Genomic DNA, 14046 nt, shown 5'->3' with positions numbered 1-14046 from the left:
AAGCTGCTGATGGCAGGGCCGTTGACGGCGGCGAGCGTGGCAGCCAAGCCGAGGCTGCTGCTCGCGCCGAGGCTCTCGAACAGCTTGCTGCTCGCGCCGACGCTCTCGGCCAAGCTGCTGATGGCAGGGCCGTTGACGGCGGCGAGCGTGGCAGCCAAGCCGAGGCTGCTGCTCCCGGGACGAGAGGGGCCGAGGCTGGTGAAAGCGTCGGCGAGGGGGCGCCCATTGTCGGCAGTGTTCGGTCGACGCCCCTCGACGTCCTCCGGCTCACACCCTCGGTCTGGGGTCATGGCATCCAGCCTAGATCGCTTGTACGACACAACTCCACATCAGCGGAGCCGGGCTGCGGTCGGAGCTCGGACGAGGCCCAGCCGCGTACAGCGCGAGTAAGCCTCAGCGCGCCGCTGCCCTCCATTTGGCGACGGACCACAACTGTGCCCGATCCGTGCCCGATCTAGCGGTCAACATCGGCAAACAGCAATGCGGAACTGCCGGAGGGTACTCGTTTGCGGTTGGCCGGACGCGAACCCACAAGCGCGGGGGTCGGCTGGGCCGTCTACGGGCCGTCTGGGCCGTAGCTGGGCCGTCAAGCGCCGACCAAAGATGACCGAGGACGACCAGTAGCACCCGAAGAAACACCAGGTCAGCCTCCACATACGGGCGGCTGACCTGGTGGGCGACGGACGAGTCGACCTGTACGCCGGATTCTGGGTCTTTGATCTCTGGCTTAGTGCTGCAACGATGCTGGCCATCGGAGGCGGCCCGTGGGTGGACGTCTCGTGTGCCACTGACTGAGGAGCCGAGTTGCGTCTGCCCCGTGAGCCTCACCCGGTTGACCGGCCGGGCCTTGTCGTCTTCATGATCGTATGTGCCGGTCTTGGAGCGCTGGCGGCGGGCGGATGGAACGGCGATGGAGGGCGGTTCCAGCCGATCGCGGCAGTGCTCGCCATCGTGTTGTTCGCGTGCTTCCTGATCTTGTTCGCGGTGTTCTGGGTTGGATGGCTGATGCGTGGGCACGAGTTGTGGCGCGAGGAGCGGCGAGGGGCAAGAGGCGACGACGGCAATTGAGCCCCGGCAGTGTGGGGCACACAGGGGGCACAAGACACCGTCAAACGTTGTCAACCAGCGAGCAACGTTGGCAGCCCGAAGCGTCCCGTGAGCAGGTCACCCGTCCTGTTCCCGCTGCTGGTGGGCCAGCGGCTCTAAGTTCCGCTTCAACGTCTGATCCCTCGGGCTGGGTGACCAACAGGGTGACGACCGGGGCGGCCGACGCCGGACGTCCACGGACGATGGTGGACTGTTCCGGCAGCTCGCTCCGGCTACTCGCCCAGCTCATCGACGACTGATCATTCTTTCGGGACGAAGAGGTCTCCGGCGGCCCCCGTTCGTTGACGAGGCACACGACTACCGCAAAGATCAGCGCATGACCGCCGACGGTTCTGACGCGCCTGTCGAACGTGACCCGCAGCCACCTCGAGAGATGCCGCTCCGCGAAATGTGGCTCTTTGGCGCATTCGGTGCAGTGGGCGCTATCACCGCCTTGGTGATCGCCCCGACGAACCCCGGCGGCTGGATCTTGCTTGCATCGCTCGGCGGGCTTGTCTGGCTGACACCTGTGGAACTGCGACGGCGCGACATGGCTCAGCAGTTGGACGAACGACCGTAGCGGCGGCCCGCCTAGGCGGGCCCGATGCATGCCCGATACAGCGGTCAGCATGGGCCAACGCCAGCACGCCGATAGTCCCAGGCCCTACGCTCCGCGCTCGTTTCCAGCCCGCATCGCTACCCAGCGTGTGGATGAATCCGATTCCCAAGCTGATGGACAGCGGACCGCAGGCTGTCGGCACCCTCCGCAACTACCGGGCCGGCGCGCCCCCGATAAATGAGCGCTCCACTTTGGCGACTTGGCCCTAGCTGGATCCACAAGCTCGGCGGACGGGATGACGATGGAAGTCCTGTCACATACCTGACTCGTCGGGTCTCGGGATCTGGTCGTAACACACCAAAGGGGACAGTCGTTCAGCAGGAGTGCGAGGTATGCGTTCGGGAGCCGCTGGGTGCTCTGGTCCCTCTTCGAATGTTTCAGTATGGTTACGCCCTCTGAAGACATCGCTGTCCTGGAGGTCGACCTTGAGGAGCAACGCCCGGCAGCGCAAAATCCGGAGCGACTTCAGTCTAGGTGGGGAACAGGCTGAGGCTGACTGGCTCTTAAGCGAAGCCTTCTATGAGACAGGTCTGTTTCGCGGCATTCGCTCACGCGATCAGAAAAAGTGTTTTTTGGTTGGCCGTACGGGCAGCGGTAAGTCTGCGTGTCTGCAAATGCTTGAAGCGCAGCATCCGGACCACGTTATTCGAATAAGCCCTGAAGACCTTTCCCTTCCTTACATCACCGACCTGGGCGCAGTCAAATATTTGTCCGCTCTAGAGGTCCATCTTGATCCGCTCTTCATTGCACTATGGAAGCATGTCCTGATCACCGAGATAATCAAACACCGCTACCACGTTGACTCGCAGGACGCGAAGCAGCGAATAATGTCCATGCTGAAAGAAATGGTTAAGCGGGATAGGAGCAAGCGTGCGGCACTCGACTACCTAGAGGACTTCGAGGGAAAGTTCTGGGTTGAGACGGATCAAAGGGTCAGGGAAATCACCACGAACTTTGAGCGGCAGATAAACGCCGAGGCGTCGATACCGACTGGAGTTCCGGATCTAGCGCTGGGATTTTCCGCATCATCGACCAAATCACAAGCCGAGCGAACGGAGCTTAGGCTTCGGTACCAAAAGATCGTCAACTCGACCCAGTTGCCTCGTTTGAACAAGATGGTGTCGGTGCTGAACGATGACATCCTAGATCCGCAGAACTTCACGTACGTTGTGATCGACGATCTCGATCGCGATTGGGCAGACGAAAAGATTTCGAATGACCTGATCCGATGTCTTTTCCGTGCGGTCAACGACCTGAAGCAAGTGCAAAACCTGAAGATTCTTGTCGCTCTTAGAACCAACATTTTCGAGTCTCTGGACTTCGGGCGCACCGGGGGCCAGGAGGAAAAGTTTCGTTCGCTAATCGCTCGCATGACCTGGACCAAGAGTGACTTGAAAGAGCTGTTGGATGCCCGGGCAGTGCTTGCGGCGAAGCGTCATGGAGTTGACGGAATCTCTGGTGTTGACGATCTTCTGCCTAAAACCAATGACACTCGCGGTTCGGGTGTAAATTACATTCTCAACCGGACGCTAATGCGTCCGAGGGACGCGATCGCTTTCTTCAACGAGTGCTTCCCCCTCGCCAACAGCAAGGACCGCCTTACTTGGGCAGCTATCAAATCTGCCGAAACCTCATATTCAATCAATCGGCTCTTGGCGTTGCGAGACGAATGGAAGCCAACGTTCCCCGGCATAGACCAAGTCTTGAGGGTGTTCAAGGGGGCAGCTAACACGCTCAGCCCTAGTGAGATGTGCACCCGGCTGGACATCTGCGCTCTCTTGGCCGTTGAGAAAGGCTTTCCCGGGACCGTATGGATGACACCTCTCAGCGAACCCCTTTGGTCGGGCACGAGCTCGGACGATTGGGCTGTCAACTACTTGCCGCTCATTCGTCTGTTGCACAACATCGGATTCATTGGCTGCATTACCACTTCAGGAAAGTATGACGAGCCCGCCATCTTCAACCACGATCAGCCAGCATTCACTGACCTTCCAAGTAACCTTCGTAAAGTAACCGGATTCGTGATTCACCCAGCGTTCCGTCCGGCCTTGGATATTCCCGGATAGGCGTAGCCTGAACCCATCGAACTTCATGGAGTTGGAACGACCGGTTGGCGACTAGGCAACTGATGTCGACAGCAACGTGTCCGGACGAGGACACCCGTCGGCGTAAGACCGCAGATGGTCGCCAGAGGTCGTGGACCTGCGCGGACGACGCCGGACGAGACGCCCAGTGCTTGTAAGCGAGGCGTCAGGGTCCCGCCGAGCAGCCAAGCGAGCAGCCAAACCGGCGAGCATGAGCGGACGATCGCGAACCGAGGCTGCCAGGTCAGCCTACCGGGATCCAATTGCCGCAGCCGCGGGCCGTGAAGATCTCGTCGGTGGACCGGATCGTCACTCGGACCTTCTTCGTCGCGGTGATGAAGTTGTTCGCGATGATGTGGCCGTTGGGGCCGCTGCGCTCCCAGTAGCAGCTTTTCACCATCTCCCCGGTCGTCTGGTAGGTGCCGGGTTTGACTTCTTTGCCGACCTCCCAGTTGCCGTCGCTGATGCCGGTCTTCGCCTTCCTCCAAGTCGGCAGGAACTGCGGGCAGTCTTGAAGCCGCTTTTCGTTGACGTCGTTCTTGTTCTCGATGAACGCATCAAGGAGGTAGCCCCCCTCGCTACTGCGGTAGGCGGCGTCGCAGGAATCGGTCAGGAAGGTGCCGCCACAGGTGCCAAAGAGACGCGAGAGATCGTCGGGGCAAGGCGGCGGCGACCACGCCGGCGTCGGCGCCGGTGGGCGAGTCGAACCCGAGCTGAGGATCGGGCCCGGGCTGAGGGCCGGGGCCGGGGACTGGGTGGGGCTGGCTGTTGTGGCGGCGGCCGTCGGCAGCCTGGTGCCATGAGCGGCCTGGCTCTGCTGTTCGTCCCTGCCGCAACCGCTGCCGGCGAGCAGGGCGACGACGGTGACCGCGGTTGTAACGTTTCGTCTCACGCCTCGATCATGTGGTGGTCCGGAGCTGCGATCATCGGGATCTCGTTAAACCGCCTGAGTGGACACCCCGGGTACCCGGAACGGCCGACGAACGTCCCAATTTGGGGGAGCTGGTACTTGTACGGACGGCCCTACCACTTCCATCCCGTGAAGCCCCCACTCCCACTGGATGCCGGTGTGCAGCACGAACAAGATCCCGCACAGCACCTCCCGGTCCGGGATCCGCTTGCGTCCCGGGTGCCGTGGATTGCGCTCAGGTTTGGGCAGCAACGGCTCGATGCGCTGCCACAGCCCGTCCGGCACGATCCACGGCGGCTGCTCGCCACGCCTCACGGCCCGACATCGTAGATCACCCCCGACAAGGGACGAAGCAGAGATCATTTTGTTAGGAGCTCTAAGGCAGGAGGAGGTCTTCAAGCCCCTCAGGCATCTCAGGATCCGCCTTGTCTCCCCAGAGCGCGGCGTCGAATCTACGAGCTGCGGAGCCGAGCGCCTCGCAATGGTTCTCCACCTCTTCCGGCGATAGGCTGACCCTGTCGCTCGGGAACGCGCCGGCAGAGAACTGAAACTTCGCGCGATCCTTGGCTGTTCGCAGCTCACCTCTGCGGTGCGTCAGAAGATTGCGGAGATCAATCACCGTCTGCACCTCGATGGTCACTGGATCCAGTACCTCGAGCTGCTTAAGGCAATACTCGCGAAGTTGCTTCCATCCGGGCGTTCGAGTGGACCAACCTTGAGGGCGTGGCACTTGTCGCTCTTCCGCGACTTCTTTGACTGCCTCGAACACGTAGACCTCGAAAGCAGAGACGGCATCCCTCAGGGTTGCACAACACACCATCCACTCGTGGTCATGCGGCCACAGTCCACCCACTCGATCGTAGAAGATGTCCGCTCTGTCGGGTGCATCGAGAGGGGCATTCGTGTGCCTTGGAGGGATTGATGCATAGATTTGGTCGTAAGCCTGTGTGGCGAACTGCATCGTCAGCCCCAGGAACTGACGGATGTCCCGCTCCACAACCGACCACTCTTCATAGGCCTGGGTGCACCGACATCTGGTCGGATCCCACAACGACATGGGCAGCAGGTTACCCCGGGGGCCGGTGAGGCTGCCTCCGCATTTCTTCAACCGCTGGTCAAGGGATCAGCCGAGTTGAGCCGGGGCCGGCGCCGACGCAAGTTCGGTGTGCTGCTGACAGCAACCGACCTGGACGAGAGTAGCCGTGGCCGGCGGCGGGCGGACGGTTGCCCGAGGTGGCGGACCTAGGTGGACGGGGCCGACGAGACGCACAGAGCTTGTAAGCGAGGCGCCAGGCAGCGAGGCAGCAAGAAGGCAGCGAGAGCATCGGTGTGGGTCGACCCCGAACGTGAACCGACGACGCCCGGCACCTGCTCGTCGACGCGGGCCGCCACCAGATGGCACCAGCCGACAGCTTGAGTCCGCAACCCGGAACTTGTCAAGGTCGGTGGGACCAGTGGGTGTTACGCCGCTTGGGGTAGCGGTTGATTGGTTGCGGGTTCGGGTGGGTTGATCCAGACGGTGTCGGGCAGGCGCAGGGTCTTGGGTCTGGGCCGGGTGGAGAAGCGTTCGGGGTGGGCGGCCCACGCGGTGTCGAGGGCCTGGGCGCGGAGGGCCTGCTGGGCTACGGCGTGGCCGTAGTGGACGTCGGCGGGGGTATGTAGACCGATGCCGGTGTGGTGGTGTTCGTGGTTGTACCAGCCGAAGAACGTGTCGCAGAACGCGCGAGCGTGGGTCAGTGACCCGAAGCGTTCGGGGAACGTGGGGTGGTACTTGACGGTCTTGAACGCGGCTTCGGAGAACGGGTTGTCGTTGCTCACGCGGGGGCGGGAGTGTGAGCGGGTGACGTGCAGGTCGGCCAGCAGCGTCGCGACGCGTGTGGAGGTCATGGAGGTGCCGCGGTCGGCGTGCACGACCTGCGGGACGCCGTGGGTGGTGATGATCTCGGCGATGAAGTCGTGGGCGATCTCGGCGCTTTCTCTGGCGGCGACGTGGTGTCCGACGACGTACCTGGACCAGATGTCGATCATGACGTAGGCGTCGTAGTACACGCCCTTGACGGGGCCGGGCAGCTTCGTGATGTCCCAGGTGAACACCTGCCCCGGCCCGGTCGCGGTCAGCTCCGGGCGGGCCCGGGTGGGGTGTCGAGCCTGGCGGCGCCGGTCGACGACCTGGTTGTCGGCGCGCAGGATCCGGTAGAGGGTGGCCACCGAGGCCAGGTAGACGCCTTCGTCGAGCAGCGTCGCGAATGTCTCGGTCACGGTGGTGTCGACGAACCGGTCACTGTCGAGCACGGCCAGGATGCGGGCGCGTTCGGCGTCGCTGAGTCGGTTGACGGGCGCTGGCCGCGGCGCGGGTGCACACGTCACTGGGGTGCGGGCGCGTCGGTGGGCGGTGCTGCGGGCCATACCCGTCAGACGGGCGGCTGCGCGGGTCGACGTCCGGGCGGCCAGCAGAGACGCGTGGGCGTCGGTCAGGACTTGCTGGGCTTGGTGTCGGTGTCCGCGCTCTCGGAGATCTCGGCCAAGAGCGCGTGTGCTTTTCCCATGATGTCCAACGCCGCCTCCGTCCGGGCGATCTTCCGGTTCGCCAGCTCCAGCTGGCGGCGCAGCCGGGCGATCTCGGCCTGCTCCCCACTCGGGCGTCCGACGCTCTGGCCGGGCTTCTTACCCTCGAGCAGGCCGGCGTCGCGGGCGCGGCGCCACTCACTCATCAACGACGAGTACAAGCCGTTACGACGCAGATAGCCGTTGCCGTCACCCTCGGCGACAGCCTGCTCGTACTCGCCGAGCAGCCGCAGCTTCTCCGCCGCGGTGAACGAACGCCGCCGGCGTGGCCGTTCTGATCGAGGTCCTTCCGTCGTCATGGTCCCATCGTGCCCGACAGGGAGAACGGTGCTGGGAATCGTCATCGAAGGAAGATCCATCCTCGCCCCGGGAGGGCTACTTGCTCTGAACCGCTGGTCTCACCCAACCCTGACACCCAGGGACCCCCCGACGGGGGTCGTCCCTACGTGGAAGCGGCTGAGTCCTGCGGCTCCACAGGTTCTGGCAGCTCGTCAATCACCTTGCGGGCTTCGGCACGGAACTTGGGCAGCTCCACGCCTCCAACCCTGGCGGCTAGAGCAAGTTCCTCGCGTGCCCGTGTCCGGGCGGATGATGCACGTACTGCCAAGACGATTATCACCAGGATTCCAGCCGGCAGGATAAGCCACCACCAGCGGGGAGGGTGACCAATAATGCTGCGGCCAGCGGTAGCGCTCCTCCGCTGAGGTTGGCGAACATCTGACCTTCCGCTTCCATGCGGTCGATCTCAGCATGGCGGGCCGGATCGCTGCTCACTAGTCGGATGACCCCGCTCCTCAGATCCTCCAAGAGGGCGTCCCTCAACCATCGTTCGTCGTGGTCGCTCATCGACTCGGCCTGTTCCGGCCACTCAAGGCCGACGGCATCGAGGAAAAAGATGGAGTGATCTACTGCTTGGTCCCATGGGTCGCGGCTGAGTCGACCGAGCACCCATGCACCCAGCCGCTGTCGCCGGTGCCGGCTCTCGTCATACACGACGCTGTTGGCGAGGCGATGGGCGTACCGACGCACCGTCCAGACCGAACTGTTAAAGGCCCAGCCGGCGGTGCTGCCTAGCAGGTATGCAGTGAAGCCAGCAGCCGCAATGACGATGGGGTGCCCAAGCTGGTTCGCCAGCCCGTACACGTCGCCCAGCAGTCCTTTGGCTTCCCCGGCAGGAGGGAGATGCCTGTCCCAGATGAGCCAGGCCCCGAGCAGGAAGCAACAGCCCGAGGCGAAGGGCGCGCGAACGTGCCGGATACCCGGAAGAACAGACGACAGCAAGATCAGCCCCTAGTGCAGCTTGCTCAACAGGTCAGGCCGTCAACAGGCGGCGTTCAAGTCAAGTACAGCTACCTAGATGGACGCAACGCCAGCGGCAGACCGTCGACGGGGGGCCTGGGCGGCGGGGTGGCTATCGACAGCAACGCTGACAGCAACCGCGCCGGACGGAAGCACGCTGAGGCGCACTGGCATGGACGAGGCTCCGAGCGTGCAGCCGTTCCTGGACGTGTGCGGACGTGATGCACAGAGCTTGTAATCGAGGCGTCCGGCAGCGGGGCGGCTCAGCCCCTTTCCCGGTGCCCGGGTCCTGGCCGAGGTGCCTGGCGGGCGTGCCCGGCCTCCTTATCTGGCCGGGACGGTCACCAGGATGGCGAGGCACCCGACCAGGAGGATGATTCCGCCGAAGATGCCATACGTCGACCACTGGCGGGCGCGTTGCGGCGTCCGGCGAAGTGGCTGCGTTGGCTGGTTCCACGCGGGAGGTACAGCCACGGCGTGGCGGCGGTCTGGCCACAGCGGTGGCGGGGTCCGGGTCGGCGGCTTAGCCATCATGTGGTGCCTCCAACGGCGTCATGGCGCTGTTCCGTTTTAGGACCGGGCGGGGCCGAGGGGGTCGGGTCGTTAGTCCCGCCCGGTCGTGGAGGCCGCGCACCCGACCTTCCAAGAGCAATAGGCGGTGAGTGGCGGTGGTCTGTCACATGTCTCAGCATCCGAAATGGTCGAATTTCACGCGTCTCGCAAGCCTTGTCCGCCCAACCGCCTGATCGCTCTCTACCCGACGCGCCCACCCGTGGGCGGTCAGCCGACGATCGTTTCCCTGCTCAGATGGCGGGGTACGTTCTGCCCAACCCGGGGCCCCTCCTCGGGTTGCTCAATCGTGGGGAGAACAGGCATGACCATGACCACCGCCGAGGTGCCCGCGCCGGTCGAGGTCGACACCGAGGAACAACTCAGACTGGATCTGGAAGAGCTGCATGTCCGCGCGCAACAGGCAGCAACCCAGCTCGCGGACATCAATCGCCGCCTCGCGCTGTTACAGGACCAGGTTCGACGGCATCAGAAGCGCCATTAGCACTACGGCCTGCCGTCGGAACCTGGCCAGCGGCCGCAAGGCGGCGTAGTGGGTCCGACCGGAGTTCCGGCGCGTAGCAACCGCCTCGCCGGTAATCCTTGGACGTCCGCGACGAGCGGGACCAGGACCAGAAGTAGGACGCGGGCCAGCCGCGTTGTCAGGCGGAGTCAGCAACGCGTCAGCAAAAGGCGCACCACGCGACGACGCCGGTCGGAAGGAGCGACAGTGCCGCCGAGCGTGAGCGCGTAGGACGACACCTGTTGGCGCTGGCTGACAACCGCGATCAGGCTCCCCCCGACGGGGGTCAAGCTCCGTCTCGACCTGGTCGCCGTACAGCACGGAAGTACAGCAACCCACCGGACCGTTACAGCCCTCGGCCGACCGACGGCACCTCCTGTCCTGCGCACCAGCCCGTCAGCGACCGCCTCGCCGGTAATCCATAGGTTCAGGGTTCGAGTCCGGTGGCGCATGGGCGGCGACACATCAGACCACCACTCCATTGATCCATCCGCGCCGAGGGAGCCATGCAATAAGCCTCGCGCCTACCGTGGTGCCGCCGACCCATACTGCATCAATACCTTCCGGAAGCTGGGGGGTAGTTGCTGGGAGTTTTTCCCCCGGCTCGTCCAACGCCCAAGCCTCCGCGTTTTCCCAGCCTAGCCAGAGAAAGGCATGTCGCTCGTCGGCATTTGCTGCTCTTAGTTGGGCCCGAAGCCTCGCCATGGCGTCATCGGCAAGTAGAGACCCGAGGAAGTCGGGTATGGCCTCGATCCCAGGCACGGCGGCGCCCCATCCCTCAGGCATCAGGTAGAAGCCAGGTGGATGCTTCTCAGTCGGGGGCGATGGCCACAGGCCTCCCACCCTCAGCCGGCCGAGGTCCTCCTCCAACAACGCCTCAACGCTAGCGAGGTGCCACGGTGGACCTCCGGGAAAGTTCAGTGCCTCAAGCTCAAGCAGGATCCTCGGCAAGTTGGCCGCGGCGTCCTTCCAATTCGCCCGATGTTCCAACGAAACATGCCAGCTCAAACGAAGACGCTCATCGCGGACGTAGCCGAGTCGGCTTGCGGCTACGGACGATTCGCGAAGTGCCGCGTCTACTACCCGCTTGACCTCGATAGCGAGGGTCCTTCCGGCGTAGTTGGCTCGGAGGTCGACGGCCCGCTGGCCGTCTCTTCGGTCTGTGGTCTCTACCGGGACTCGTAGCGTTGCCTGCACGCAAAGCCCGGCGAATTCCGCTGCACTGTCCCTTTGGTTGCCTTGCCTTCTAGCCATCGCTCCTCCGCCGGCCGGCGAATCAGCTGATCTCCCCGACATAGCCTGCTACCAGTCCACGGTGCCCGCGCTACCCACCAGCCTGACAGAGGCGGTCGACGTGCTCAACGGGCATCATGTGCGGCTGAACGTCGAGCAGCCAATCGAGCAGCCGAACCAGCGGTCGTCGGCGGACGATGGCGGACCGGGACGCCATGTGGGGCACGAGGACCAGGCGGTGGACCAGCGCCGGACAGCCGACTGTCAAGCCCCGGGTTTGGTGGAGAGTTGGTTAGCTGGTTTCAGGGGTGCGGTGACCGGCTGGGTCATCGCGTGTAGTGCCTCGTGTTCGGCGGGCGGGATGTGTCCGAGTTCGCCGTGCAGGCGTCGGTTGTTGTACCAGTCGATGTACTCGACGGTGGCCATCTCCAGGTCGTCGAGCCCGCGCCACGGGCCGGTGTTGCGGACGAGTTCGGCCTTGTACAGGGAGTTGAACGCCTCGGCCATCGCGTTGTCGTACGAGTCGCCCTTGGAGCCGACCGAGGCGACGGCGCCGGCCTCGGCGAGTCGTTGGGTGTAGCGAATCGCTCGATACTGGACTCCCCTGTCCGAGTGGTGGACCAGTTTACGCAGGTCAGCACCCTGATTCTCGCGGCGCCAGATCGCCATCTTCAGCGCGTCGAGGGCCAGATCCGTGTAGAGGCTGGTGGCGACCTGCCAGCCGACGATCAGCCGGGAGTACACGTCGAGGACGAACGCGGCGTACACCCAGCCCACGCTGGTGCGCACGTAGGTCAGGTCGGCGACCCACAGCTGGTTCGGATGTTCCGCGGTGAAGTCCCGTTTGACCAGGTCACCCGGGCGTCCGGTCTCGGCTGCGGGCCGGGTCGTGCGTGGTGACTTGTCCCGCAGCAGCCCACGCAGCCCGGACTCGCGCATCAGCCGCTCGACGGTGCACCGGGCCACTCGCACACCGCGTCGGCGCAGCTCGTGCCAGACCTTGCGAGCGCCGTAGACGCCGTAGTTCTCCGCGTGGATCCGCTCGATCATCGCGGTCAGCTCCTCGTCACGCCGGGAGCGGGCGCTGGCGGGGCGGGTCTTGGCGGCGTAGTAGGTCGACGGTGCGATCTGTGCCGGCGTGTCTTCGAGCGCCTGCAGGACCGGCTGGACACCGTGTTCGGCCTTCTGGGAGTCGACGAAGTCGACCTTCATCGCGACGGACGGTCCAGCTCCGCCGCGAAGAAACTCGCCGCGGACTTCAGGATCTGGTTGGCCCGCCGCAGCTCACGATTCTCCCGTTCCAACGCGGCGAGGCGTTCCGCGTCGCTGCTGGTGGTGCCCGGACGGTCACCGGCGTCGGTCTCGGCCTTCTTCACCCACGTGCGCAACGCCTCAGGGTGAACCCCGAGCTGGCCGGCGATCCGACGGATCGCTCCGACCGCGGACGCCGGATCCCGGCGGGCCTCGGCCGCCAACCGGGTCGCACGCTCACGCAGCTCATCGTTGTACTTCTTCGGTGCCGGCATCGCTGGTGTTCCTCCCAGGTTTCGATGTCTCCATCAAACCCGGTGCGGGACACAGTGGCCGCCGCGGTGAGAGCGCGACCAGCCTGGGACAGCCCGTAGAAAAGAAGTAGGGGGCTGGACGCTGGCCCGGAAGTCTCGGTGGCCCTGAAGAGTTCCTCCGCCTGCTGTAGTGCGGCGACGTAGGTGGAACGCCTTTCAGGGTTGGCGCCAGCGCCGCCAGGCGGTGCATGGCGGGTCGCGCGTAGATCCGACCAAACGGCACGCTCGTCACGAAATCTCACTGGCACATCTTGTCGGTATGGTCGAAAAGACGCGACTGGCTTTGGTGCCGACTCCTACAGCGGGGCCGGTCTGCGTCGCCGGCGGAGCGGCTGTCGACAGCAACGCTGACAGCAACGCCGCCGGACGGCGGCACGCTGACAGGTGCCAGCACGGACGAAGCTCCGAGCCAGCAGCCGGTGCCGGACGGGTGCGGACGCGACGCACAGAGCTTGTAAACGAGGCGTTCCGCTTCTTGGCATGCCCTGGCGGCCGCAGTCGGCCCGAGCTCGCATCAGCTGGCTCACGCGCCCTTGTCGCAGTTCCGAGCCCATCCCGTCGACCACGTCTAGCTAGGGATGCAGTTAGGCTGCATTCAGATCTTCGTGTGGCCAACTTACCGACTGCGTCGCCAGTCGTTTGCACGTGCCGTAGGCGTTCTCAGCAAGGACGGCCGTCACTCGCTTGGCCAAGTCACCGTCGATGGCTTGCTCAGCGAAAGCGTGAATGGCGCTAACAGCGTCCGCCAAGTTGGACCAACCGGGGAGTCGGGTCGTCTCAGCCAGTCGGCGCAGCGACGCGTCAACTACTTCAGGAGCAATGTCTAACCGTATACCAGGCGTCTCCGGACGCGCCGGGAGACGCAGGACCGGGTTGGCGGGATCCAGAAGTGGATGCAGGCCATACGCTGCCTCTACCTGCTCAACAACACTGATCAGATTGAACCGCAGGGACAGAAGTAAGCGGAAGTGTGACTTGCGAGTTTCCCAGAATGGACGGTCGTTGAACGATAGTTCGGCGCGAGGCCTTTTCGGTGCAACGTCGACGCTCGAGCTTTCGGCCGCGTTCAAGGCAGATTGGACTTCGACCGCAACCTCCGCCACACTGAGTTCCGCCTCGACTCCGAAACCCTTGAAGTTCTTGATTCGCCGCAGCAAACTAGGCATTTCGTTTCGAAAAAGTAGGAGTGCAAAAACGAGCGTTAGAGCCTGTGTCGAAGTCGGTCACAGCCACTCGCTGATCGCGGCGACGTGCACGGTGGCTTCGTAGCGCACGGCGAGCTTGTCGAATCGGGTGGCCACGGCGCGGTTGCGCTTGAGCCGGTTGATGCCGCATTCCACGGCATGACGCTGCTTGTACCGCTCGGGGTCGAAGGCGGGTGGCCGGCCGCCCTTCGAGCCCCGTTTACGCCGGTTGGCGTCCTGATCGGCCTTCGACGGGATGGTCGCGGCGATTCCGCGTCGGCGCAGGTAGCGGCGGTTGGCCCGGGACGTGTACGCCTTGTCGGCCAGGACCCGGTCCGGGCGGGTCCGCGGCCGGCCGCTGCCCACGCGGGGCACCCGGATGCCGTCGAGCACCGCGACGAACTGCGGACTGTCCCCACGCTGCCCTGC

12 protein-coding genes and 1 pseudogene are annotated in these 14046 nt (G+C 64.3%); 4 read left to right on the top strand and 9 right to left on the bottom strand.

Annotated features, from left to right (window positions below; all coding sequences use genetic code 11):
• Window positions 1–804 precede the first annotated feature (804 nt).
• The 3 genes from ACFOYX_RS06945 to ACFOYX_RS06935 all read left to right on the top strand — a co-directional run bounded on the left by ACFOYX_RS06945 (window position 805) and on the right by ACFOYX_RS06935 (window position 3771).
• A complete protein-coding gene (locus ACFOYX_RS06945; protein ID WP_322443979.1) occupies window positions 805–1068 on the top strand; it encodes a hypothetical protein in 264 nt (87 codons plus the stop codon).
• A gap of 355 nt (window positions 1069–1423) precedes the next feature.
• A complete protein-coding gene (locus tag ACFOYX_RS06940) occupies window positions 1424–1666 on the top strand; it encodes a hypothetical protein (protein WP_322443980.1) in 243 nt (80 codons plus the stop codon).
• Window positions 1667–2130: 464 nt separating this feature from the next.
• The gene (locus ACFOYX_RS06935; protein WP_322443981.1) at window positions 2131–3771 is read left to right on the top strand and encodes a P-loop ATPase, Sll1717 family; all 1641 of its coding nucleotides are present in this window, start codon (window positions 2131–2133) and stop codon (window positions 3769–3771) included.
• A 262-nt stretch (window positions 3772–4033) separates the two neighbouring features.
• Here ACFOYX_RS06935 and ACFOYX_RS06930 read toward each other — a convergent pair whose 3' ends face one another.
• The 5 genes and pseudogenes from ACFOYX_RS06930 to ACFOYX_RS06910 form a co-directional block, all read right to left on the bottom strand.
• Window positions 4034–4681 (bottom strand): hypothetical protein, encoded by a 648-nt coding sequence (locus ACFOYX_RS06930; RefSeq protein WP_322443982.1) that lies wholly within the window; start codon window positions 4679–4681, stop codon window positions 4034–4036.
• 162 nt (window positions 4682–4843) lie between these two features.
• Window positions 4844–4987, bottom strand: a pseudogene (locus ACFOYX_RS06925) (transposase); the annotation flags it as partial.
• Window positions 4988–5075: 88 nt separating this feature from the next.
• On the bottom strand, window positions 5076–5756 hold the full coding sequence (locus ACFOYX_RS06920; RefSeq protein WP_322443983.1) for a hypothetical protein: 681 nt from the start codon (window positions 5754–5756) through the stop codon (window positions 5076–5078).
• 404 nt (window positions 5757–6160) lie between these two features.
• Window positions 6161–7608 (bottom strand): IS3 family transposase gene (locus tag ACFOYX_RS06915; protein ID WP_322443984.1). Its coding sequence is split into 2 segments (ribosomal slippage): window positions 6161–7236 and window positions 7236–7608, totalling 1449 coding nucleotides; the frame shifts between segments, so codons are not numbered across the junction.
• 271 nt (window positions 7609–7879) lie between these two features.
• Window positions 7880–8407: a hypothetical protein gene (locus tag ACFOYX_RS06910; protein WP_322443985.1), complete on the bottom strand. Its 528-nt coding sequence runs from the start codon at window positions 8405–8407 to the stop codon at window positions 7880–7882.
• 1030 nt (window positions 8408–9437) lie between these two features.
• On the opposite strand from ACFOYX_RS06910, the gene ACFOYX_RS06905 reads away from it, so the two are divergent.
• Entirely contained in the window at window positions 9438–9617 is a 180-nt protein-coding gene (locus ACFOYX_RS06905; protein WP_322441036.1) for a hypothetical protein, read from the top strand.
• A 483-nt stretch (window positions 9618–10100) separates the two neighbouring features.
• Here the strand turns inward: ACFOYX_RS06905 and ACFOYX_RS06900 are convergent, their stop codons facing one another.
• The 4 genes from ACFOYX_RS06900 to ACFOYX_RS06885 form a co-directional block, all read right to left on the bottom strand.
• Window positions 10101–10889: a hypothetical protein gene (locus ACFOYX_RS06900; protein ID WP_322443986.1), complete on the bottom strand. Its 789-nt coding sequence runs from the start codon at window positions 10887–10889 to the stop codon at window positions 10101–10103.
• Window positions 10890–11132: 243 nt separating this feature from the next.
• Window positions 11133–12343 (bottom strand): IS3 family transposase gene (locus ACFOYX_RS06895; protein WP_377533850.1). Its coding sequence is split into 2 segments (ribosomal slippage): window positions 11133–12115 and window positions 12115–12343, totalling 1212 coding nucleotides; the frame shifts between segments, so codons are not numbered across the junction.
• Window positions 12241–12675, bottom strand: a complete 435-nt coding sequence (locus ACFOYX_RS06890; RefSeq protein ID WP_377533849.1) for a YaaC family protein — start codon at window positions 12673–12675, stop codon at window positions 12241–12243. The genes ACFOYX_RS06895 and ACFOYX_RS06890 overlap by 103 nt, the downstream gene beginning before the upstream one ends.
• 981 nt (window positions 12676–13656) lie before the next feature.
• Window positions 13657–14046: transposase (locus ACFOYX_RS06885; RefSeq protein ID WP_377533848.1), on the bottom strand; the 390-nt coding region annotated here is incomplete at its 5' end.

Source organism: Micromonospora sp. GCM10011541, from assembly GCF_042650725.1.
Taxonomy (GTDB): Bacteria; Actinomycetota; Actinomycetes; order Mycobacteriales; family Micromonosporaceae; genus Micromonospora; species Micromonospora sicca.
Note: the sequence above shows the minus strand (reverse complement) of the source record. Positions and strands in the feature narration are given on the sequence as shown.